The organism is Rhodoferax sp. EU05-FHT12H12 (assembly GCF_058791215.1).
Map to the genome: position 1 here is coordinate 792,805 of NZ_JBYTDI010000001.1, position 15,820 is coordinate 808,624.

Below are 15,820 nucleotides of genomic sequence, written 5' to 3' on the forward strand. Positions count from 1 at the left end.
TAGTTTTCATAAAGGCATTGCATGGCACATACTGCCGCTTGGTTCTTGGTCCTCCTCGGTCTGGGGCACATCGCCTATGGCCTGCGCAAGTACCACGCCCCGCTGCGGGCGGCGTGGGCCGGTGGCTTCATCGGCCAGTTCGGTGCGACGGAAGAACGTCGCACCGCCTTCTGGTTCCTGATCTTGGGTCCGCTGCTGGTGCTGGCCGGCCACGCAGCCTTGCATGCAGTGGCCACGGGAGACTTGGCACTGCTGAAGATCGTGGGCGGCTATCTGCTGTTCACCGGTGTGCTGGGTGCCGCGGCCTTTCCCAAGTCCCCGTTCTGGGCCGCACTGCCTACCGGGCCCCTGCTCATTGCCACTGGCTACGGTTGGCTCTCGCTCTAAAAAGGAAGCCTCCATGTCCAGCTCCGCCTTCAGCGCCAAAGTTTTCGCCGTCTACCTGTTTTTGGCCGGTGCCGTGCTCATCACCGTGCCCAACCTGCTGCTGTCCCTGCTGCAGATACCGCCCACGCCCGACGTGTGGATTCGCGTGGTGGGGCTGGTGGCCTTCATGATCGGCGTGTACGCCTGGGTGGCCGCCAGCCATGAGTTCAAGCCCTTCCTCGTCGCGTCCGTCTACACACGCTTTATCGTCTTCGTGGCGTTCACGGCCTTTGCCCTCGCCGAGCTGGGCAACCCCATGATCATCCTGTTTGGCCTGGCCGACCTGGCCGGTGGCCTCTGGACCTACTCTGCCCTGCGCGCCGATGCCCGCTGGGACGGCACCCTCTAAACGCCCACACTCCCCCATGCGCACCACCAAAGCCCAACAAGCCCAAAGCCACCGCCTGCTGATCCGCACAGCGGTGGACCTGATGACCCAGCACGGGTTTGACGGCACCACCATGAAGCAGATCGCCCGCGCCGCCGACATGGGCGATGCCACCATCTACAAGTACTTCCCCAGCAAGGAAAAACTGGTGCTGGCCTACTTTGAACAGGCCGTGGAAGACGCCCTGGCGGCCATGCGCAAGACCAAAGGACTGGACAAATTTGTGCTGCAAGAACGCATGCAGCTGCTGGTGGACCACCTGCTGGAAACCCTGCTGCCCGACCGCGAGTTTGTAGCCCTGGCGCACCAGCTGCTCAACAAAGCACCCCTGGCGATGCTGAGCGGCACCCTGCCCGGCAAGGCGCTGCTGCAGGCCGCGTTTGCCGAGATGCTGGAAGCCACGCAGGCCAGCGGCGAGATACCGCCCTGCGGCTTTCAGGGCAGCCTCTCCAGCCTGATGGCGGACTATGTCTACGCGGTGCTGGGCTTCTGGCTGCGCGACACGTCTGACGGTTTTGCCGACACCACCCGCATGACCGACCTGAGCCTGGGCGTGCTGACCCTGGCCCTGCGCAGCGGCTTGGTGGACCGCCTGCTGGAGCTGGGTGGCTTTTTGCTGCGCAGCCAGCTTGCGCGCCTGCTGCAACCCGGCGGCGGCTGGCTGGACCTGATGCAACGCGCCCGCCAAACATTACAAACTCCCAAGACCCCATGAACGCCGCCACCATCACCGAAACCCCGCTGCCCGCACACAGCCAGATTGCCCTGCGCACCGCAGGTGCCGACTTTGCCGACTGCTACACCTTTGCTGACCCACAGCCCGGCAGCAGCGCCATGGAAACCTATCTGGCCGTGATGGGCTACAGCCCGGGCTGGATGAACTTTCTGATGTCGGTGCGCAACCAGGCCGTGCGGCTGGTGGGGCTCAAACACCTGGGTGGCCTGGAGGTGAAGATGCAGGCGCAAGACGCCAAGCCCGCCGCCAGCTACTCCGTGGGCGACCGTGCGGGCATCTTCAGCGTGGACTACCTGTCTGCGCCCGAGGTCATCCTCTTCGATGACGACAAGCACTTACGTGTAGAGCTATCGGTCTTTAAGCACCAGCAAGACGGCCAGCCCCTGGTGTCGGTCAGCACCGTAGTGCACAACCACAACGCGCTGGGCCGCGCCTACATGGCCATCGTGGGACCGGTGCATCGGCTCATCGTCCCCAAAATGCTCAGCCAGTCCCTGCATGCCGCACGCACCGCGCACCAGTAAGCTCGCGCGCGGCGCCATTGTGGGCGCGGCCGCAGCACAGGCTGGGGCCACACAGCTGGCACGCTCGGCCACGCGGCTGGTACAACGCGGCACCAGTGCGACTGACAAGGAAACTGCGCGTGTGGAGCACGAGGCCAAGATGGGCCGCATCGCCTTCACCGCGCTCAACCAGCTCAAAGGCACGGCGCTCAAAGCTTCGCAACTACTGAGCATGGAGTTGGGCCTGTTGCCCGAAGGCGTGCGCCAACAGCTGGCCCGGGCCCACTACCAAGTCACCCCACTGAACCGCGCATTGGTGCTCAAGCTGCTGCGCCAGGAGCTGGGCGACAGCCCCGAGGCGCTGTTTGCCGACTTCGACCTGCAGGCCTTTGCCGCCGCCAGCCTGGGCCAGGTGCATGCCGCCACGCTGCACAGCGGTGAGGCCGTGGCCGTGAAGCTGCAATACCCCGGTATGGCCGCCACCATCCAGAGCGACCTGACCCTGCTGCGCCTGCTGCTCAAGGGCATCAGCCTGGGGCCCGAGGCACTGCCCAACGCCGACATCCAGGCCCGTGTGATGGACAACATCGCCCAGACGCTGACGCAGGAGCTGGACTATCTGCACGAGGCTGGCCAGCTGCAGTGGTTTGCCCGGCACCTGCAACATCCGCAGCTGGTGCTGCCCCAGCCGTACATGGACCGCACTACGCCGCGCCTGCTGACCATGCAGCGCCTGCACGGCTTGCACCTGGCCGAGTGGCTGGCCACCCAGCCCAGCCAAGCCCAGCGCGACCACTACGGCCAGCTGCTGTTTGACACCTTCATGCAGTGCGCCTGGGGCCTGCAGCGGCTGCAGGCCGACCCGCATGCGGGCAACTACCTGTTCATGGACGAGGGCCGGCTGGGCCTGCTGGACTTCGGTTGTACGCGCACGCTGTCGCCGCTGTTTTGTGAGCAGGCCGCCATAGTCTGGAAGGCCGCACTGCGCCGCCCCAAAGACACGGCTGCACTGCGCAACGCCTACCTGACGCTGGGGCTGATTGACCCGGCGCTGGACCTCCCGCGCTTTGAAACCGAGCTGCTACCCGCGCTGGCGGGCTGGCAGGACTGGCAATGCCTGCCGCTGCAGAGCGCGGTGTACGACTTTGGCCAACTGCCACCGCCGCCCCAACCCGATGCAGCCGCACGGCGCACCGCCACGCACTACCTGCGTGCCGTGCCCCCGGACCTGCCGCACTTTGACCGCGCCCACTTGGGGATGACGCAAATGCTGCGCAGCCTGGGTGCCCGCGTGCGCACCCGCAATCCCTGGATTTTTTAAGGCGTGGCGGGCAGTTTTGGTGGCACCATAGCCGCCATGAAGCTTGTCCTGAAAATTGTTGGCGGCCTGATCGCCTTGCTCCTGCTTGCCGCGTTGGCCTTGGGCGGCTGGTACCTGTACCAAAAGCAGCCCGTGCGCAGCGGCACACTGGCCATCCAGAAGCTCAGCGCCCCGGTGCAGGTGCAGTTTGACGAACGGGGCGTGCCCCACATCCGCGCCGAGAACCAGGCTGACCTCTACCGCGCGCTGGGCTATGTGCATGCCCAGCACCGCTTGTTCCAGATGGAAATGGTGCGCCGCCTGGCCAAGGGCGAGCTGGCCGACATTTTGGGCCCCAAGCTGGTGGAGGTGGACACCCTGTTCCGCACCCTGGGCATACGCGCACACGCCAAGGCCACCGCGGCCAAGATGGACATGACCACCCCGGCCAACCAGGCCTTGCTGGCCTACCTGGACGGCATCAACCAGTACCAGGACACGCACCGCGCGCCCATCGAGTTCGACATTCTGGGCATTCCCCACCAGCCCTTCACCCCCGAGGACACCTTGGCGGTGTCGGGCTACCTGGCCTACAGCTTTGCCGCGGCGTTTCGCACCGAACCGGCCATGACCTTTATCCGCGACAAACTCGGCGCCGACTACCTGCGCGCGTTTGACATCAACTGGCACCCCGAAGGCGTGGTCACCCCCTTGGCACAGCTCACCAGCCGCGACTGGAACAGCCTGAACCGCATCGCCGCCATCAGCCAGGACGCGATGGACCTGGCCGGTGTGCCCCTGTTTGAGGGCAGCAATGCCTGGGCCATCTCGGGCAAGCGCACGGCCAGTGGCAAGCCCCTGCTGGCGGGCGATCCGCACATTGGCTTCTCCACCCCCAGCGTCTGGTACGAGGCCCACCTGAGCGCGCCCGACTTCGAGCTCTACGGCCACTTCCAGGCCCTGAGCCCCTTTGCGCTGCTGGGCCACAACATGGACTTTGGCTGGAGCCTGACCATGTTCCAGAACGACGACATGGACTTGATCGCCGAAAAGACCAACCCCGCCAATCCGCAGCAGGTATGGCACAACGGCCAGTGGGTGAACCTCAGCACCCGGTCGGAGACCATCTCGGTCAAGGGCGCTGCGCCGGTGCAACTGGCCCTGCGCGGCTCGCCGCACGGCCCCATCATCAACGACGCCTTCAAGGACAGCCTGGGCGACACCCCGATTGCCATGTGGTGGACCTTTCTGGAAACCGAAAACCCGGCATTGCAGGCCTTCTACGAACTCAACCGCGCCGACACCCGCGACAAGGCGCGCGAGGCCGCCAGCAAGATCCACGCGCCCGGCCTGAACGTGGTGTGGGCCAATGCCAAGGGCGACATCGGCTGGTGGGCCTCGGCCAAGCTGCCGCAGCGCCCGCTGGGGGTGAACCCCACCTTCATCCTGGACGCGGCCAAGGGCGAGGCCGAGAAACCGGGCTTCTACGCTTTCGTGTTCAACCCCCAGGAAGAAAACCCCGCGCGTGGTTACATCATGTCGGCCAACCACCAGCCCCAGCCCAGCAGCGGCGTGCCCGTGCCCGGCTACTACAACCTGCCCGACCGCGCCCGCCGCCTGGACGCCGTGCTCTCCAACCCCCAGACCCTGTGGGACACCCAAGCCGCACAAACGCTGCAACTGGACACCCGCAACGGCTATGGCCACCGCGTCCTGCAAAACCTGCTGCCCGTGATGCATGCGGTGGTAACAGACCCCAACGAAAAAGCCTTCATGGAACCGCTGGAGAAATGGGACGGCAACTACAGCACCGACAGCATTGCCGCCACCCTGTTCAGCCAGATGCTGTACGAGCTGGCCAAAGCCGCGATGGAGGACGAGCTGGGCGAGGTGCAGTTCAAGAACCTGCTGAACACCCGCGCGCTGGATGCCGCCCTTCCCTTGCTGATGGCCGATCCCCAATCCCCCTGGTGGGACAACAAAAACACCAAGGCGCCAGAGAGCCATTTTGAGACCGTGCGCATCGCCTGGGCCAACACGCTCAAGCACCTGCAGGGCCTCTACGGCACCAGCCTGCTGGACTGGCGTTGGGGTGTGACCCACACCGTCACCCACGGCCACCCGCTGGGCCGGCAAAAGCCGCTGCACCTGCTGTTCAATGTGGGCCCCTTCCCGGCCCCGGGTGGGCGCGAGACGCCCAACAACCTGTCCAACCCCGTGGGCCCTGCGCCCTGGGCAGTGAGCTATGGGCCGTCCACGCGCCGGGTGATCGACTTTGCCGATGCCAGCCGCGCCGTGGGCATCAACCCGGTGGGCCAAAGCGGTGTGCTGTTTGACACGCACTATGCCGACCAGGCCCAGCAATACATCGCCGGTGCTTATGTGCCGCAGCACCTGCGCGAGGACGATGTGCGGGCGCACACCAAGAGCAGCCTGCGCTTCCAACCAGCGCCCTGACGGCCTGGCGCAGGCCGGGTTTCAGCCCGCGCTGAGCAGGTCGCGCAGTTCGGTCAGGCTGGCCACCGTGGCATGCGGGTGCTGCGCGTGGCTCCACAGGTGCTCGGCGCGGTTCACCCACACCGCCTGCATGCCCACATCCAGCGCGCCCAGCACATCCAGCGCGGCGTCATCCCCCACGTGCAAGATCTGCTGGGGTGCCACCTGCAAGGCCTGCGCCGCGGCCAAAAATATCTTCGGGTCCGGCTTGCCCACCCCCGCGTCGCGCGCACTCACGGCGCCCGTGAAGTAGGCCCCCAAACCCACCTGGTTCACATCGGCATTGCCGTTGGACACCGCATACAGCGGCCAGCGCTGCGCCATCCAGTCCAGCGTTTCCAGTGCGTCGTCAAACAGCTCCACGCGCATGCGCTCGGCAAAAAACACGTCGAAGGCCGGGTCGGCCAGGTCAGTGTCATCGCCCGCGCGCTGCAGCGCCAGGCGAATCGACTCGCGGCGCAGCACGCTCAGGTCGTGCGCCTGGGCGGCCCACTGCCGCTCGGTGTCTTCGCGCAGGGTGCGCCGTGCGTGTGGGTCGGCATACAGGGTGGCGGTGGCCGGTGCGTATTGCAGCAACCAGGCATGCAACACTTTTTCGGCCCGCTCGATACACGGCCAGATGGGCCACAAGGTGTCGTCCAGGTCCAGGGTAATGGCCTTGATGGTGGAGAGTTGCAGCATAGGTGCGGGAGAATACCGCATGCTTTTCCAATCCCCCTTCCAGCCCGAGCCCCCGTTCACCCACGGCCAGGTGCCCCGCACCGCCGTGCTGCTGTGCAACCTGGGCACACCCGACGAACCCACCGCCCCTGCCGTGCGCCGCTACCTGGCAGAATTTTTGGGCGACCCGCGTGTGGTCGAAATCCCACGCCTGCTGTGGCTGCTGATCCTGCACGGCATCATCCTGCGCACGCGCCCTGCCAAGTCGGCCGCCAAATACGCCAGCGTGTGGACGCCCGAGGGCTCCCCGCTCAAGGTGTGGACCGAAAAGCAGGCCAAGCTGCTGCAAGGCTGGCTGGGCCAGCGCAACCACCAGGTCAAAGTGCGCTGGGCCATGCGCTACGGCAGCACCTCCATCGCCTCGCAGCTGGACGCCATGAAGGCCGAAGGCGTGACCCGCGTGCTGGTGCTGCCCGCCTACCCGCAGTACAGCGGCACCACCACCGCCAGTGTGTGCGACGCGGTATATGCATGGGCCGCCAAGACCCGCGCCATCCCTGAGTTCCGCTTCATCAACCGCTACCACGACGACGCGGGCTACATCAGCGCCCTGGCCGCCAGCGTGCAGCGCTACTGGAAGGCGAACGGCCGACCCGACACACTGGTGATGAGCTTCCACGGCGTGCCTGAACGCACGCTGCACTTGGGGGACATGTACCACTGCGAGTGCTTCAAGACCGCACGCCTGTTGGGTGAGTCGCTGGGCCTGAACAAAGACCAGTACCAGGTCACCTTCCAGTCCCGCCTGGGCCGCGCCAAATGGCTGGAGCCCTACACCGAACCCAGCCTGATCAAACTGGGCCAGGCAGGTGTGAAGCGCGTGGACGTGATCTGCCCCGGCTTCACCAGCGATTGCCTGGAGACGCTGGAAGAAATCAACATGGAAGGCCGCGAGGCGTTCTTGCACGCCGGCGGCCAAGAGTTCCACTACATCCCCTGCCTCAACGACGACCCCGAGTGGATCACCGCGCTGTGCAACCTGGCACAAAAGCATCTGCAAGGCTGGCCTACGTTGGAAGCCCCAGATGCGGCCGAACTGCAGGCATCGCGTGCGGCGGCGGTGGCGCTAGGGGCGAAGCAGTAGGCTGCTTGGCTTGGGGTTGCGGGTGGGCTAAATAGTAGTGTTTTTGGCCTCTAGCCCTCGTGGAATATGCGCGAGAAGCTACCAAATTGATAGCATATTTGCCTTGCTGGCCACAGCGTGGGTGGGCAGAGCTGGGGCTAGGGCCCCCCGCCTCATACTGTCAAACGCCCAGAAATCGGCGGAGGCCCCTAGCCCCAGCTCTGCGGGTGAGCGGGTGGGTTTGCGTAGGGACTGAATTCAATTCAGAAGGCAGCAATGCGGCGGAAGCCGATGTTCAAAAAATCACCCAAATGGGGGATGTTCAAGCCGTTTCCGAGAAGTAAGAATCTTCATGTCAGTGACTCACTCCATTTCTTACAACCTGCGGGGTTTGTCGGAATTTTTATACCTGTACAAACGCATATGAAATTTGCTGAAATCGTTACTGCGAGCGGCTTCCAAGTTCAATTCGCGCCCAGTTTATCCCGCAGCCGCCAGAATATTCCGCAGGTTTTGCGACATACATTACGTTAAAAGGCTTGTTTCGGTGATTGATCCGCCGCGCATTACTGCTGTTCCCACCCCCTTTGCCTCAGACGAAACGATCGACGTTTCGTCGGTGGAATTTTCGTCTGATGGTCTAGCTATTTCGGTCTCGTCAGCTCAGTGGGATGCAAAGGTCACGTTCACGCAGACATACGGGTTTCGCGTGTTGGACGAACTGGACCTGACAGAGTTCTGGTCGCAATGCTCCCTGCGTGACGGCTGGTTCTTCGAAGTCACAGCCAATGGTTGGAAGGCCTTGGAGCTCTCCCGTCCAACCTTCTTTTCTGGTCGCCAAAGTTGGGTGCGCGAGTACTTGGTTATCGGTCGCAACGAGTGCGTGTCTGTCCTAACCAAAGAAGATCCAACGGTTGTTGCCGCCGCGCCTTCTAACCTCTCGCTGCAGCGGACGGCTTCGCCGCCCGCTGAGCTTTAACGTTAAACGGCTACAGCATGCAGCCTGATCTTTATCCAGTGGTGGGGTATTTTCGGAATGACACACAGGCCGATATTCGGCTGTTCCTAGAGATGGTTCCAGAAGAAGTCGTCCTCTCTCCCGGGCACGCCGTTGAACTGCTTGCTAGACCGAGCGCGGACCTACTTCCATTGGACATTGAACCCGTTGATGGCGGTTTTCAGATTCACGCCCATCGTGACTGGGATCCCAATTGGCATGTGCGCTTCCGCGGTCAGGTGATCCGGGCGGGGCATCCGACTGTTCTTAAGGAGTTTGAATGAACCCGAGCTTTTGGACACCGTTTAACAGGTCGGCCAACACGGACCCGCAACTGCAGGAGGCGGCTTTGCCGCAAGCGTTGCGGTCCGGTTGCCTTCAACGTTATGCGTCAGGAGAGCGTGCCGGTGCATAGATTCACAGTCTTTGCAGATTACTTTCAGTTCGTGCTCATGGATGAGGGCTCTCAAGATGACTTCTCTGTTATCTGGACGGAAGATGCTTTAAGCAGAATGCTGGCAGTTGGTCACTCCGCAATCTGTCCCGGCACACTGCGAAACGTGGATGTATCAGTAGAAGTTGAAGTTCTTGATCAATCGCCAGAGATCGATTTGTCTGCTTGGGACAATGCAGTTGAAGCCTCAATAAACATCCCATCAGGCAAGCTCGTCGTCATGGGTTGCACCGGCTATCTACCTGACGCACCACGAATCTCAGTGAAACCCGGCACATTTCAACTCTTGTCCGTGGCAGGTGGTATCGGCACCATTCAATCCGAGTGGGAGCCTGCCGAGGATTTATACCGTGTGTACCTCTGGCCGGGTACGGCGCGGGATCCCCGCCTTATTAAGCGGTGGCAACGTGAAGCCGCATAACCCTGCAGTCGAGCGGGACAGCCACAAGCTGCGCTTGTGGTTCCCTCCGCTTCGCTCCGGCTGCCCCTGACTTCCACGTTGAGGACTGCTTCGGAGCGCACCGAATGTCTGCAGTCAGTCTGAGGCAGCCTTATGAAATTACAAATGCACCGAAAATCCGTTGTCAGGCTAAGCTTCTTTTCACTTGCTGCGTTGCTGTTGCTTTTTGCCGCTTGGTGTCTGCTCTGGGTATTTTCCTCATCCGACATGGCTTTCACCGAATGCGCCGGAAACTATGAATTGTTTTCTTCCAATACTCGGCAGAATCTGACATTTCAAGTGTCGATAACATTGCCCAATCCATAGTTCACCTAGCCGCAATATGACATTTTCATTCGTCTTAGTTGATGAACCTACGCATGTAAAAGATCATTGCTGCCCGGACATGTCGGAGCAAAGCAACATGTCCTTTCCGGCAGCAGAAAGTCCTCTGCTGGGTTCAACTGACAAGCGAATCTATTGGTCGCCAGTGTTCGACGAATACGGATTGATTTGTCAGCCTTCGGCCGAAGTTCTGCAGATAAATCATTGTCCTTTCTGTGGCTCTAAGCTCCCACCATCTCGACGAGATAGATGGTTTGAGAAGTTGGCAGAGCACGGATGGAGTACTTGGGGCGACCCAATCCCCGCTGAACTACTTACACATAACTGGTGAGTGTTTTGACCGCTTTCAGTCTATGAACGACATCATTGCCGCACACAGTCATTGCTCAAGCCATCGAATGGAGGTGTTGGCTAGTTCCGTCTGTGGATGTTTTTATTGCTTGAGCATCTTCGCTCCAGTGACCATAACTGACTGGGTGGACTTTCCGCTAGATGCGCCAGAAGACCAACAACTCGATTTGGGAACAACTGCGCTGTGCCCGAGCTGTGGAATCGATTCAGTTATTGGCTCGAATTCTGGCTATCCAATCACAACGGCATTCCTGTCGGATATGCGACAACATTGGTTTTAATGGAGCGATCAGAAGTCTGCTATCAGTCTTTTGACGTCCCCGCTAGGCTGCGGAAGCGGACAGCGAAAATCGTCCCCACAGTAGGTACTTCACTAGACCTTCCCATAGGCAAATATCCTTACCGCGATGTTCAAATTTCAGCCAAGATGGAAAGAGGAGTTGGTTTGCACCGGCCCAGGTGGGATTTTTGTTCTTGAGCTTCCCATGGCGGTGCTTTCCGCCTATTTGCCAACAGAAGAGATTTGGCGGAGTCGAGCCCCCTCTTGGGCGGTAGAGCTGTGGCCCACTCTAAAAACGGAGCTTGAGTTGTGGTGCAAGGAAAACCACGCACAGTTTTTCATCCATGAAACCGCCACCGTATGGACGAATTGACAAAGGCGTCTCAACGGGGCGGATTCAACCGGTTTAATGGCCTCAGATGGCCGTTTTCAGTCTGAATGCGCCCCCCCTACACCGCCATGCCGACGAAATCCGTCCCAACCCTGCTCGAAGACATCCGCCTCGTAAGCGAAGAACGTTACGCCGTCGTGGAAGCGGTGCGCGCCTTGGTCAACAAGAGCTTCAAGCCCATCGCGGAAGAAGTGAAGTACGGCGGAATTCTGTTTGCGTCCGGGGTGCCGTTCTGCGGGGTGTTTGCGTACAAGGGGCATGTGTCAGTGGAGTTCAGCCATGGAGCGCGCATTGACGATGCGCATGGCCACCTGGAAGGTGCGGGTAAGGGGCGCAGGCACCTCAAGCTCATGTCGCTGGACGACATCAAGAACAAGAAGCTGGCCCAGTATTTGCCACTGGCGCTGGCCGCGGCGCAGAGCGCCGGCTAAAAACAGGCCCCGCATGGTGTCCAATAGGGTTCTATGGATACCACTGAACGTACCGAGCAGCGCCTCACCGAGCTGGAGATCAAGGCCAGCTTTGCCGAAGATGCGCTGGACCAGCTCGACAAAATCATTGTTCGCCAGCAGGAGCAAATTGACCTGCTGGTACGGGAGCTGACGCACCTGCGCCAGCAAGCCAGCGAACCGGCCACCGCGCGCAATCTGCGCGACGATTTGCCGCCCCATTACTAAACCACTCAACCCAAGGATTGAACCCATGAGCCTGCATACCTGGTGGCTGTTTGTGATGATGACGTTTGTGGTGTCGGCCACGCCGGGCCCCAATATGCTGCTGGTGATGAGCACCGGTGCGCGCCAGGGCCTGCGTGGCGCGGTGACCAGCATGGCGGGTTGCATGACCTCGCTGATGCTGATGCTGAGCCTGTCGGCCGCCGGGCTGGGTGCGCTGCTGCAGGCGTTTCCCGCGGTGTTCGACGCGCTGCGCCTGGCCGGTGCGGCCTACCTGGCCTACCTGGGCGTGCAGGTGTGGCGCAGCCCGGTGCAAGAGAGCGACCCGGCCGATGCTTCGGCCCAGGGCGGCAACCTGGGCGCTGCGCTGAGTAGTTGGGCGCTGTACCGCCAGGGCGCACTGGTGGCGGCCAGCAACCCCAAGGCGATTTTGTTTGCGGCGGCCTTCTTTCCCCAGTTCCTGAACCCGGCGCTGCCCCAGCTGCCGCAGTTTGGCATTTTGCTGGGCACCTTTGCGGTGGTGGAGGTGAGCTGGTACTTTGTGTACGCCGCCAGCGGCAAGCAATTGGCGCGCTACCTGCAGCGGGCCAGTGTGATGCGCGCGTTTAACCGGCTGACGGGTGGGGTGTTTGTGGGCTTTGCCGCACTGATGGTGGGCGCCAAGAGCTGAAACGCTATCAAATCAGGAGCTGCTGGCGCAGCAGCTGCGGGGGCTAACCCAGGATTTTATGCCTGGTGTCTTTCTCGACGTACATGCCCAGGTCGCAGCGGTGCAGCCAGCTCTGCAGGCTGTCACCGCTCTGGGCACCGGCCACGCCCACACTCACGCTCACACACAGCCCGGGGCGCAGGCGGGCCCAGGGGTGGGTTTCCACGGCATCCTGGATGCGCTGGGCCAGCCCGTGGGCGGCTGCCTCGTCGACATGCGCAAAGGCCACCACAAACTCATCGCCGCCCAGGCGCACGGGTACATCGCCTTCGCGCACAAAGCTGCGCAGAATATGGCCCAGCTCCTGCAGCACGGCGTCGCCCACCTGGTGGGAGTACTGGTCGTTAATGCGCTTGAAGTAATCCACATCCACAAAGGCCATGGCCGGTGACAGGCCCCGGTCGACGCCCTTGCGCAGCAGTTCGGGCACCCTGCGCTCCAGGTAGCGTCGGTTGAACAGGCCGGTGAGCGCGTCTTCCATGGCCAGTTGCTCCAGCTGCTGGGCGTGCTGGGCCAGGCGGCGGGCGGTGGCACGGCTGGCGCGGGCTTGCAACTGCCACTCGATGCGCTCCTCGCGCTGCTGCAAGGCGGCATGGCGCAGATCGGTTTCACGCTGCTTGAGTGCGCGCAGCTGGGCTTGCGAGGCGCGTTCTTTGCCCTGTGCCGTGAGAATCTGGGCCAGCAGCAGATAAGAAATACCGACCATGTGTTCGTGGTCGATGGACATGGCCAGCTGCATCATGCGGTGGCAGTGGTACTCGGCCAAGGGCCAGTCTTGCGCGGCCCAGGCAATTTCGGCACGCAGCCACAGCTCCATCAAGGTGACCGAGGGGTTGGGGTCGCCCCGGGTTTCGGCGGCCTGGGCGAAGTCGGCATGGCTTTGGGCCACCGCCAGGTCGCCCAGCCAGCAGGCTTCAAAACCATCGCCCAAACCCAGCATGGCCTGCGTCTTGAGGTAGGCCCCCTGAAACACCAGCAAATTGGGGGCCACCTGGGCCGAGCGCGCACTGGTGTGGCGCAGGTCGGCCAGGCGCTCCAGTCCGGAGAGGTGGCCCTGGTAGTAGCGGTCAAAAAAGCAGCGGCTCACCTCCATGGCACGCTGGTTCACACGTGGCAGGTAGGCCTCCATCCAGTGGCCGCTGTCCTCCAGCAGCCCAATGGCTGTGCGGTAGGCGGCATCGGCCCGGTCAAAACTGCCACCATGGGCATAGGCCACGCCCAGGTAGTTGTAAGAGAGCGCCTGGGAGAGTGCCGGCGCATCGGCATTGAGCTTGAGCCCCAGCAGCGCAGCCTCCACGCCCTCTTCGCTGTGGCCCATCACGCTGAGGGTGTGCGACAAGGTGGCCAGCGCTTCGGCTTCGCCACGGGTGTCTTCGCACATCTGGAACAGGGTAGCCGCACGCTGCGCGGTTTCTTGCGCCCGCCGAAAGCGCGACACCATGCGGTCCGCCTGCGACAAAGCCAGCAAAGCCCGTGCCTCAGTGGGCAGGTCGTGCGCCGACTGGGCCCGCGCCAGCGCAGCCTTGGCCAGCACCAGGCTGTGCGTCACATCGCCGTGCTTGAGCGCCAGCTGGGCCTGGTGCAGCACCTGCATCACAGGCACCGAGGAGTCGGGTGGCGCGCAAACGGGCATAGGAAGTGGAGGAAATGGTGCTGCAGTGCATCAAAAAGATAGGTCCCAGCGTAGTCCCGTCCACCGCCGCTGTCACTCCCCCAAACGGGTGAATTTGCGTTCGTTTTTTAATAAATTTTTCTTACTTAATTAGTTGGCCAGGGCCAACGCCTTGACTTGGGCCCACACCGGCTGCCCCACCGCCAAGCCCAGTGTGTGCACGGAGCGCCGGGTCACCCGCGCCAGCAGGCGGTCCGGGCCGCAACCCAACTGCACCAAGGCCTGGGCGGGGTGGCTGTCGTCAGCAATGGCCAGCACGGTGCAGGGCAGCACGTTCTGGATGCTGGTGTGCGTCGGCTCTTGGGTGGCCAGGCTCACATCGCGCGCCAGCACGCGCAAGCGCACCGCCGTGCCCACGGCCAGCCCGGCGTCCGCCAGCCACAGGCTGCCCCCGGCAAACGCCAGCCGGGCCAGGTGCCAGCGGGCATCCTGCTCGGCCACCTGGGCATGCAGCAGGGTCGAGGCTTCGTCGCCCAGGCGCAGCGGCACGGCCACCTGGGACAGCACCTGCGCTGCCGGGCCGCTGGCCTGCACCCGCCCCTGCGCCAACACCACCAGGGTATCGGCCAGGCGCACCACCTCGTCCACCGAGTGGGTGACGTAGAGCATGGGGATGTGCAGCTCGTCGCGCAGCCGCTCCAGCCAGGGCAGCACCTCTTGCCTGCGTGCCGGGTCCAGCGCGGCGAGGGGTTCATCCAGCAGCAGCAGCTCGGGCTGGGTGGCCAGCGCGCGGGCAATCGCCACCCGTTGGCGCTCTCCGCCGGACAAATCGGCAGTGGCGCGCGTGAGTAGCGGCGCCAGGCCCAGCAAATCAATCGCGGTGTCCAGTGCCAGCAGGGCCTGGCGGGCACCCGTGGCTTTGGCCGCACGCTTTTGGGCGTAGGCCAGGTTGCCGCGCACATCCAGGTGCGCCAACAGGCTGGCCTCCTGGAACACATAACCCACCGGGCGGCGCCAGGCGGGCAGCGCAATGCCGCTCGTGTCGTCTTGCCACAGCTGGCCGTGGATGCGGATATGGGCTTGCGCCGCCTGCTCCAGCCCGGCCACACAGCGCAGCACGGTGGTCTTGCCCGAACCCGAAGCACCAAACAACACGGTGATGCCACGCGCGGGCAAGGCCAGATCCACATCTAGCGTGAAGCTGGGGCGCGGCAGGCGCAGACGGATATGGTGACTGCCCGTGCTCATGGGCGCAGCCTGCTGCCACGCGGGTTGAGCCAACCCAGCCCCAGCAGCACCACAAATGAAAACACCACCATGCCGCCAGAGAGCCAGTGCGCCTGGGTGTACTGCAGGGCCTCCACATGGCCGTAGATCTGCGTGGAGACGACGCGGGTTTTCTCCGGGATATTGCCGCCCAGCATCAGCACCACCCCAAACTCACCCACCGTGTGCGCAAAACTCAGCACCGCTGCGGTGACAAAACCCGGGCGCGCCAGCGGCACGGCCACGGTCAGGAATGCATCCAGCGGGCTGGCTCGCAAAGTGGCCGCCACCTCCATGGGGCGGCGGCCCATGGACTCAAACGCGTGCTGCAAAGGCTGCACCGCAAACGGCAGCGAATACACCACAGAGCCCAGCACCAGCCCGGCAAAGGTAAAGGGCAACAGCCCCCAGCCCAGCGCTTGGGTGAGCTGGCCCAAGGGCCCTTGTGGCCCCAGGCTCACCAGCAAATAAAAGCCCAGCACCGTGGGCGGCAGCACCAGTGGCAGCGCCACCACGGCACCCACCGGCCCGCGCCAGCGCGAGGCCGTGTGCGCCAACCACCAGGCCAGCGGCGTGGCCAGCACCAGGAGCAGCAGCGTCGTCACGATGGCCAAACGCAATGTGAGCCAGATGGCGCCAAGGTCGTCGGGACTGAGGGGCATGGGAGCTT

18 protein-coding genes are annotated in these 15,820 nt (G+C 63.0%); 14 read left to right on the plus strand and 4 right to left on the minus strand.

Features of this window, described 5'->3' with window-relative positions; genetic code table 11:
- Positions 1-21: 21 nt before the first annotated feature.
- Genes AC3WS7_RS03665 through AC3WS7_RS03690 form a run of 6 tightly spaced genes read left to right on the plus strand, consistent with a single transcriptional unit; the run spans position 22 to position 5,810 of the window.
- Positions 22-387 (plus strand): DUF6463 family protein, encoded by a 366-nt coding sequence (locus AC3WS7_RS03665; protein ID WP_296469697.1) that lies wholly within the window; start codon positions 22-24, stop codon positions 385-387.
- 13 nt (positions 388-400) lie between these two features.
- Positions 401-775 (plus strand): hypothetical protein, encoded by a 375-nt coding sequence (locus tag AC3WS7_RS03670; RefSeq protein ID WP_492655397.1) that lies wholly within the window; start codon positions 401-403, stop codon positions 773-775.
- A 16-nt stretch (positions 776-791) separates the two neighbouring features.
- Positions 792-1,529 (plus strand): TetR/AcrR family transcriptional regulator, encoded by a 738-nt coding sequence (locus tag AC3WS7_RS03675; protein WP_296469701.1) that lies wholly within the window; start codon positions 792-794, stop codon positions 1,527-1,529.
- The gene (locus tag AC3WS7_RS03680) at positions 1,526-2,074 is read left to right on the plus strand and encodes a DUF2867 domain-containing protein (RefSeq protein ID WP_492655398.1); all 549 of its coding nucleotides are present in this window, start codon (positions 1,526-1,528) and stop codon (positions 2,072-2,074) included. The genes AC3WS7_RS03675 and AC3WS7_RS03680 overlap by 4 nt, the downstream gene beginning before the upstream one ends.
- The gene (locus tag AC3WS7_RS03685; RefSeq protein ID WP_492655399.1) at positions 2,049-3,374 is read left to right on the plus strand and encodes an ABC1 kinase family protein; all 1,326 of its coding nucleotides are present in this window, start codon (positions 2,049-2,051) and stop codon (positions 3,372-3,374) included. The genes AC3WS7_RS03680 and AC3WS7_RS03685 overlap by 26 nt, the downstream gene beginning before the upstream one ends.
- 36 nt (positions 3,375-3,410) lie before the next feature.
- Positions 3,411-5,810, plus strand: coding sequence for a penicillin acylase family protein (locus AC3WS7_RS03690; RefSeq protein ID WP_492655400.1), 2,400 nt, complete (start codon positions 3,411-3,413; stop codon positions 5,808-5,810).
- Between the two features lie 21 nt (positions 5,811-5,831).
- Here the strand turns inward: AC3WS7_RS03690 and AC3WS7_RS03695 are convergent, their stop codons facing one another.
- Complete coding sequence (locus AC3WS7_RS03695) at positions 5,832-6,530, minus strand: HAD family hydrolase (RefSeq protein WP_492655401.1); 699 nt, start codon at positions 6,528-6,530, stop codon at positions 5,832-5,834.
- Positions 6,531-6,549: 19 nt separating this feature from the next.
- Here AC3WS7_RS03695 and hemH point away from each other — a divergent pair, with 19 nt between their 5' ends.
- The 8 genes from hemH (at position 6,550) to AC3WS7_RS03735 (ending at position 12,233) form a co-directional block, all read left to right on the plus strand.
- Entirely contained in the window at positions 6,550-7,653 is a 1,104-nt protein-coding gene (gene hemH, locus AC3WS7_RS03700; RefSeq protein WP_492655402.1) for a ferrochelatase, read from the plus strand.
- A gap of 526 nt (positions 7,654-8,179) precedes the next feature.
- On the plus strand, positions 8,180-8,611 hold the full coding sequence (locus AC3WS7_RS03705; protein WP_492655403.1) for a hypothetical protein: 432 nt from the start codon (positions 8,180-8,182) through the stop codon (positions 8,609-8,611).
- A gap of 17 nt (positions 8,612-8,628) precedes the next feature.
- The gene (locus AC3WS7_RS03710) at positions 8,629-8,913 is read left to right on the plus strand and encodes a hypothetical protein (protein ID WP_492655404.1); all 285 of its coding nucleotides are present in this window, start codon (positions 8,629-8,631) and stop codon (positions 8,911-8,913) included.
- Positions 8,914-9,015: 102 nt separating this feature from the next.
- On the plus strand, positions 9,016-9,504 hold the full coding sequence (locus tag AC3WS7_RS03715) for a hypothetical protein (RefSeq protein WP_492655405.1): 489 nt from the start codon (positions 9,016-9,018) through the stop codon (positions 9,502-9,504).
- Positions 9,505-9,865: 361 nt separating this feature from the next.
- Positions 9,866-10,198, plus strand: a complete 333-nt coding sequence (locus tag AC3WS7_RS03720) for a DUF6980 family protein (protein WP_492655406.1) — start codon at positions 9,866-9,868, stop codon at positions 10,196-10,198.
- Positions 10,199-10,957: 759 nt separating this feature from the next.
- Positions 10,958-11,320: a DUF1801 domain-containing protein gene (locus tag AC3WS7_RS03725; protein WP_492655407.1), complete on the plus strand. Its 363-nt coding sequence runs from the start codon at positions 10,958-10,960 to the stop codon at positions 11,318-11,320.
- Between the two features lie 33 nt (positions 11,321-11,353).
- Positions 11,354-11,566 carry a SlyX family protein gene (locus AC3WS7_RS03730; RefSeq protein WP_296469723.1) on the plus strand — a complete coding sequence of 71 codons (213 nt, stop codon included), beginning with the start codon at positions 11,354-11,356 and terminating at the stop codon, positions 11,564-11,566.
- A gap of 25 nt (positions 11,567-11,591) precedes the next feature.
- On the plus strand, positions 11,592-12,233 hold the full coding sequence (locus AC3WS7_RS03735) for a LysE family translocator (protein ID WP_492655408.1): 642 nt from the start codon (positions 11,592-11,594) through the stop codon (positions 12,231-12,233).
- Positions 12,234-12,276: 43 nt separating this feature from the next.
- Here AC3WS7_RS03735 and AC3WS7_RS03740 read toward each other — a convergent pair whose 3' ends face one another.
- From AC3WS7_RS03740 to modB, 3 genes are all read right to left on the minus strand, one after another.
- Positions 12,277-13,905: a GGDEF domain-containing protein gene (locus AC3WS7_RS03740; RefSeq protein ID WP_296469729.1), complete on the minus strand. Its 1,629-nt coding sequence runs from the start codon at positions 13,903-13,905 to the stop codon at positions 12,277-12,279.
- A gap of 129 nt (positions 13,906-14,034) precedes the next feature.
- Complete coding sequence (gene modC / locus AC3WS7_RS03745) at positions 14,035-15,132, minus strand: molybdenum ABC transporter ATP-binding protein (RefSeq protein WP_492655409.1); 1,098 nt, start codon at positions 15,130-15,132, stop codon at positions 14,035-14,037.
- Positions 15,129-15,812 (minus strand): molybdate ABC transporter permease subunit, encoded by a 684-nt coding sequence (gene modB, locus AC3WS7_RS03750; protein WP_492655410.1) that lies wholly within the window; start codon positions 15,810-15,812, stop codon positions 15,129-15,131. Before modB ends, modC begins: the two co-directional genes overlap by 4 nt.
- Between the last annotated feature and the right edge of the window lie 8 nt (positions 15,813-15,820).